This is a genomic window from Leifsonia sp. SIMBA_070, assembly GCF_046534635.1.
Taxonomy (GTDB): Bacteria; Actinomycetota; Actinomycetes; order Actinomycetales; family Microbacteriaceae; genus Leifsonia.
On sequence record NZ_JAWRYK010000537.1, the window covers coordinates 1 to 256 of the forward strand.

The window sequence follows — 256 nt, forward strand, 5'->3', positions numbered from 1 at the left end:
GGACGGATGCACGATAGCCGCGGTGTGGCACGGTTTCCTCATCCTGAATCTCTTCCAAATCCAGGAAATCTTTATCTTTCCCGTCATCGTCCTCCATCATCTCAGCAACGTTGAGTTCGCAAATCGCATCATCAGGACAGGAGGCCAGAAAAGCCACAGTGAACTCATCCCAGTGCGGCCCGGGGAAATTAAATACGCCTGTTGACGGATAGTTGCGGTAGGTCGGAACGAAACTCAGCATCGCGTTAACCAGAGG

At 52.3% G+C, this 256-nt stretch carries 1 protein-coding gene; it reads right to left on the minus strand.

Translation table 11 applies throughout. From position 1 onward, the window contains the following. The coding region (locus SB754_RS21350; protein ID WP_410784338.1) for a hypothetical protein at positions 1-256 on the minus strand (256 nt) is incomplete at both ends.